The sequence below is a fragment of the Paenibacillus sp. 01T422 genome (assembly GCF_056398785.1).
This window is the reverse complement of the sequence record NZ_JBFTQB010000567.1, coordinates 1-4,269: the sequence shown is the minus strand read 5'-3', so window position 1 is coordinate 4,269 and position 4,269 is coordinate 1. Positions and strand designations below refer to the sequence as shown.

The window sequence follows — 4,269 nt, the reverse complement described above, 5'->3', positions numbered from 1 at the left end:
CGGGTTATAATTGTAGACGATCACCCTCATGCCAGGGAAGGGATCCGAAGCATTTTAAAAATGGATAATTCATTTGAAATTGTTGCTGAGGGAAGAAATGGTGCAGAGGCGATTAGGCTTACAGAACAATGGATGCCCGATATCATTTTAATGGACATAAACATGCCACAAATGGACGGTTTAGAAGCGACGAAGCAAATTAAGGAAAAGTTTCCCTATGTAAAGATTGTCATGGTCACCGTATCCGATGATATCACCCATTTGTTTGAAGCGCTAAAAAAAGGCGCACAAGGTTATCTGCTAAAAAATTTAAGTCCAAACTCTTGGCATGAATATTTAAAAGCAATTGCAGTAGACGAAGCCCCTATGTCCAGAGAGCTGGCGTTGCGATTACTACAAGAATTCACTCCTAAGGAAAAACAGGAGGCGCCTAACGCGTTTATTACCGGACGTGAACGAGAAATACTGGAGTGGGTGGCAAGTGGAAAATCTAACCGATTAATTTCGGAAGGACTAGGTATCTCTGAGTACACAGTGAAAAACCATCTGAAGAATATTATGCAGAAATTGCAAATGGACAACCGGGTGCAGCTAACCCGATATGTATTTGAGCAGGGATGGCTGCGAAGAATCATCGATAAATAAATACAGAAGAGGGTTCTGCAAGGGTTACGTACTCGCGGAGCTCTTTTTTTTCAAACTTTTAACGAATTGCCACAGACATGGGGCATTCTCGTGTAACTGAATCTTCACACAATGAATACGAATACGGCACAACTATGGCTCTTAAGAGTCATTTGTAAATGGAGTAAATTCTTTATAGTGGAAACAAAAGAATTAATTTTAACCCACAATAAATGTATTGGAGGATTTAACTTCCATGACTAAACCAGTCGTTCAGCATGTTGTTTTGGACATTGGTGGCATGACATGCGCAGCGTGCTCAAACAGGATTGAAAAGGTAATCTCACGCTATCCAGGCGTAAGTCAAGTTCGCATTAATTTGGCATTAGAAACTGCTTATGTAGAATTTAAGAAAGAAGATGTTTCAACTGATCAAATTATAAAAAAAGTAGAAACACTTGGATACACCGCTAAGCTTCAGCAGAGTAATGAGCTCCATCGGGATCGCAATAGGATCTCAAAAATGAAAAGGGATGTTATGCTTTCAGCATTTCTTTGCTTGCCGCTGCTGTGGTCAATGATGGCACACTTTGCATTTACTTCATTTATACCTGTCCCTAAACTATTGTTGAATCCATGGATTCAATTTTTGTTAGCTACACCGATCCAACTCGTATTTGGAGTAACCTTTTATAAAGGTGCCTATTATGCTTTACGCAATAGAACGCCGAATATGGATGTACTTGTGGTGATAGGTACCACAGCTGCTTATATCTATAGTGTGTATTTATCAATAGTATGGTCAGCTTCTAATAGTACTGTAAGTATGACCTATTTTGAGACTAGTGCATTCTTAATTACGTTTATTAAGTTAGGTAAATGGCTGGAGGCGTTAACCAAAGGGCGTACAGGGCTTGCTATTGAAAAGTTAGTTAATTTACAAGCTAAAACTGCCACAGTCATTCGTGGTGGAATAGTAAGTCATATTCCTATTGAAGAACTTCAGATTCATGATGTCATTCAGTTAAAACCTGGAGAACGTGTCCCCATTGATGGCGAAATTTTGTCAGGAACAACCTACGTAGATCAGTCTATGTTGACAGGTGAAAGTATTCCAGTCAAAAAAGGAAAGGGAGACTTGGTATTCGGCGCAACGCTGAACAAGACAGGGAGTGTTACATTCCGCGTGAATAAGAAAATGGAGGAGACAATGCTCCAACAAATTATTCAACTTGTAAGCGAAGCTCAGAGTACAAAAGCTCCCATACAACGAGTAGCCGATGTTATATCTGAATTTTTTGTTCAGATCGTTGTAATTATTTCAGTTGTTACCTTTATTGTTTGGTATATTTGGCTAACATCGCAGGATTTGGGGGGCGCAATTCAAGCTGCGATTTCTGTGTTAGTGATTGCTTGTCCTTGTGCCTTAGGGTTGGCAACACCTACATCAATCATGGCGGGATCTGGAAGAGCAGCTGAGCACGGCATTCTATTCAAACGGAGCGAGCAGCTTGAGAAGCTCCATAAGACTGACACGGTTGTCTTTGATAAAACCGGAACACTTACATGGGGTAAACCAGTAATAACGGATATGATGGCATATTTGGGAGAAGAAGATGAGTTTCTTAGGATCGTTGCATCTGTTGAAACGTTATCCGAACATCCTATAGCTTTAGCTATCTTGCAAGCCGCGAAAAGTAGAAATTTAACCGTACTGGAGGCGACTGATTTTACAGCCATTCCTGGTATGGGTATTCAAGCCAAAGTTGGTGAACATACGGTCTTTATTGGGACAAAGTATTGGCTGCAGTTAAACAAAGTAGGCATTGCACTAGGAGAGGAGAGCATCTTTGCTCTCGAAGGTCAAGGTAAAACGGTTGTGCTAGTTGCAATAGAACATACACTCGCTGGATTGCTCGCTGTAACCGATGATCTAAGGACTTCAGCTGTACAAGCAGTCAGAGAGTTAAGAAATATGGGGAAAGAAGTAATTATGTTAACAGGAGATCAGGAGGAAGCAGCACGCATAATAGCAAACAAGGCAGGCATTCATCATGTGATATCAGGAGTTCTCCCTGATGGTAAAGCTAAAGTAATCAGGGATTTGAGAAAGTCGCGAAAAAAAGTGCTCATGATAGGTGATGGAATTAATGATGCACCAGCCCTTGCAACTGCTAACTTCAGTATTGCACTTAGTAATGGTACAGACGTTGCTATGGAAGCAGCCGACATCACCTTAGTTAGTGATAATTTAGTGCGTATTCCTCAGGCCATTGAAATTAGCCGCAAGACGATTGTCAATATCAAGCAAAACATGGTGGGTTCACTTATTTATAATTCAATCGGCATCCCTATTGCGATGACTGGCCTAATGATGCCTTGGTTAGCTGGTGCTGCAATGGCGCTTAGTTCAGTAACTGTGATATTAAATGCTCTACGATTACAAAAGATATCGTTTCCAGCTGATAGTTATCAAGGAGGGGAAGATGAATGAATATGGCTGAAATGAATGCCGGAAAGTTCTTCCCTGCATTTTTTTTCGTACTTTTAATAGGAACCTTTACTCTCTTCTGGATATGGTCAAAAATAATAAATCGTCAAAATGATTCTGAGGATGATTGAAACCTCGAATCTACAAATAAAAAAACGAAGGCATCCGTAAGTTTCGCCTTCGTTTTTTTATATCCTACATTCCGTATGTCACTTTGTTCTTGGTAGAGTAGTAAAGGATACCTTCAATAATAAATATGATTAGAATAGATAAACCAAATAAAGGCATTAGTATACCTAGAACCAATAAGGTTAAAATAGCTCCAATCGACCAAGGTTTATTTACTCGTTTAGGTAAATTCAAATCTCCTGGTTTAATTTTTTTCATCCATGAAAAGAAACCCATAGCTATTGCAGTAAGAAATGCGAGACAAAAAGCCAAATTAAGAATTTTGTTCGCAATCCCAAACAAGTGTCCTTCATGAAGAGGTATTCCCCATGTAAACCACTTTCCAATAATGCCATAATCATCAAAGTTAATTCTGGCAATAAAATTACCGGAATATTGATCGAAATATGCAGTTGTTTCTTCGTATGGGCTAACATCTAAGCCGGTGACACCCGTATTGCTTCCTTTGGAAACAGTAAACACGCCTTGTTCATTGGATGGGTAGACGATCGAGAACGGTTTCTTAATATTTTTATCTTGAGCTTTACTTATGATAGATTCTAGGCTTTGTTGATTCGGATTGCTTATATTAACATTCGCAGCAGCATGATGATCGGCATGTGCTGCATTATTTGAGGTAGGTTGATCCAAGCTTCTTGTTGCCCATGGAATCTCATTTACATCAGATTGCGGCGGGTTATAACGTAACTCGGTCCTGCCTAGTTCAGGATGCTCTTGGCCAAATTTACTAATTTGGCTTCCCATAAATACAGACCAAGGGATTCCTGTTAGTACAATAACAATTAAAGGTATGGCAATTACAAGTCCCAACAAGGCGTGAATCCTTTGATGTTTAAACGGGTTAATTCCTTGTACCGATTTACTTGTAAGCAACTTCTTTTTAAATGTCATATATATTCCTGAAAAAATTAGAAATACGGTCCAACAAGCCGTTAATTCAACTAAATACCGTACAAATGTACTTC

The 4,269-nt window shown here is 39.5% G+C and carries 4 protein-coding genes; 3 read left to right on the top strand and 1 reads right to left on the bottom strand.

Going from position 1 to position 4,269, the window contains the following annotated elements; genetic code table 11:
- The 3 genes from AC1DUA_RS26030 to AC1DUA_RS26020 form a co-directional block, all read left to right on the top strand.
- Window positions 1-645: response regulator (locus tag AC1DUA_RS26030; RefSeq protein ID WP_477502531.1), on the top strand; the 645-nt coding region annotated here is incomplete at its 5' end.
- 235 nt (window positions 646-880) lie between these two features.
- Window positions 881-3,118 (top strand): heavy metal translocating P-type ATPase, encoded by a 2,238-nt coding sequence (locus tag AC1DUA_RS26025; protein ID WP_477502530.1) that lies wholly within the window; start codon window positions 881-883, stop codon window positions 3,116-3,118.
- Window positions 3,115-3,246: a hypothetical protein gene (locus AC1DUA_RS26020; protein ID WP_477502529.1), complete on the top strand. Its 132-nt coding sequence runs from the start codon at window positions 3,115-3,117 to the stop codon at window positions 3,244-3,246. The genes AC1DUA_RS26025 and AC1DUA_RS26020 overlap by 4 nt, the downstream gene beginning before the upstream one ends.
- Window positions 3,247-3,310: 64 nt before the next feature.
- Here AC1DUA_RS26020 and AC1DUA_RS26015 read toward each other — a convergent pair.
- On the bottom strand, window positions 3,311-4,269 hold a 959-nt coding region (locus tag AC1DUA_RS26015), incomplete at its 5' end, for a PepSY-associated TM helix domain-containing protein (protein ID WP_477502528.1).